Source organism: Plastoroseomonas hellenica (assembly GCF_018129085.1).
Classification (GTDB): Bacteria; Pseudomonadota; Alphaproteobacteria; order Acetobacterales; family Acetobacteraceae; genus Plastoroseomonas; species Plastoroseomonas hellenica.
The window spans coordinates 1-952 of sequence record NZ_JAAGBB010000151.1 but is presented as its reverse complement, the minus strand read 5'-3'; the positions used below and the strand labels follow the sequence as shown (position 1 = coordinate 952).

The following is a 952-nucleotide window of genomic DNA, read 5'->3' as shown; positions in this document are numbered from 1 at the left end:
CGACCTCGCGGCGCTCGGCCCCTGGCCCTGGCCGCGCGCGGTGCTGGCACGGCTGGTGGGGCGGGTGGCGGAAGCGGGCGCGGCCGCCATCGCCCTCGACATCGCCCTGCCGGAGCCCGCCGAGGGCGACACCGCGCTGGAGGCGGCCCTGCTGGCGGCGCCCAGCATCGGCGCGCTGTTCGAAGGCCCGGTGCCGGCGGCATCGAGCCTCGGCGTCGCGCGGCTCGGCCGCCCGGATCTCGCGCGCCTGCCCTTGCTGGCCGGGGTCGAGGCCTCCGCCCTGCCCCGCATCCCCGGCGGATTGGCAGCGCTGCCGGGGCGGACGGTGCGGTCCGTGCCGATGCTGGCGCGGCTGGGTGCGGCGGAGGCCGATCCGGTGCTGCTGCCGGGCCTGGCGGTCGGCGTCCTGGCCCGCGCGCTGGCGGTGGATACGCTGCTGCTGCGGGAGGGCGATCCGATGCTGCTGCAGCTCGGCGGGCATGGCCTCGCGCTGCCGCCGGACGGGCTGCTGCGGCTGGTGCCCGCCGCACGACCGATGCCGGTGGTCACCGCCAGTGCCGTGCTCGGCGGCATGCCGGAGGAGCCGCTCCGCGGCCGCATCGCGCTGATCGGCGTGACGGCGGCGGAGGCCGCGCCGCTCCGGCCCTCGGTGCTCGGCGCCTTCACGCCCTCCCTCGCGCTGCAGGCCGAGGCGGTGGCGCAGCTCGCCGCCGGCTGGGTGCCGCGGCGGCTCTCCGGCGGCCGCATGACGGAAGCCGCGGCGGGGCTGCTGCTGGCGCTGCTGGCCGCCTGGGCGGTGCGGCGTGCCCCCGGCAAGGGCCTGGTGCTGGTATTGCTGCTCGGCCTGCTCTGGCCGCTCGGCGCCGCGGCGGCGCTGCGCTCCCTGCCGGTGCTGGTCGATCCGGTGGCGCCGGCCGCCGCGGTGCTGGCGGCCGGCCTCGCCGAAGCGGCG

At 79.9% G+C, this 952-nt stretch carries 1 protein-coding gene; it reads left to right on the top strand.

Going from position 1 to position 952, the window contains the following annotated elements:
• Nucleotides 1-952, top strand: a 952-nt coding sequence (locus GXW71_RS34585) for a CHASE2 domain-containing protein (protein WP_211858625.1), incomplete at both ends; no start/stop codon positions are given.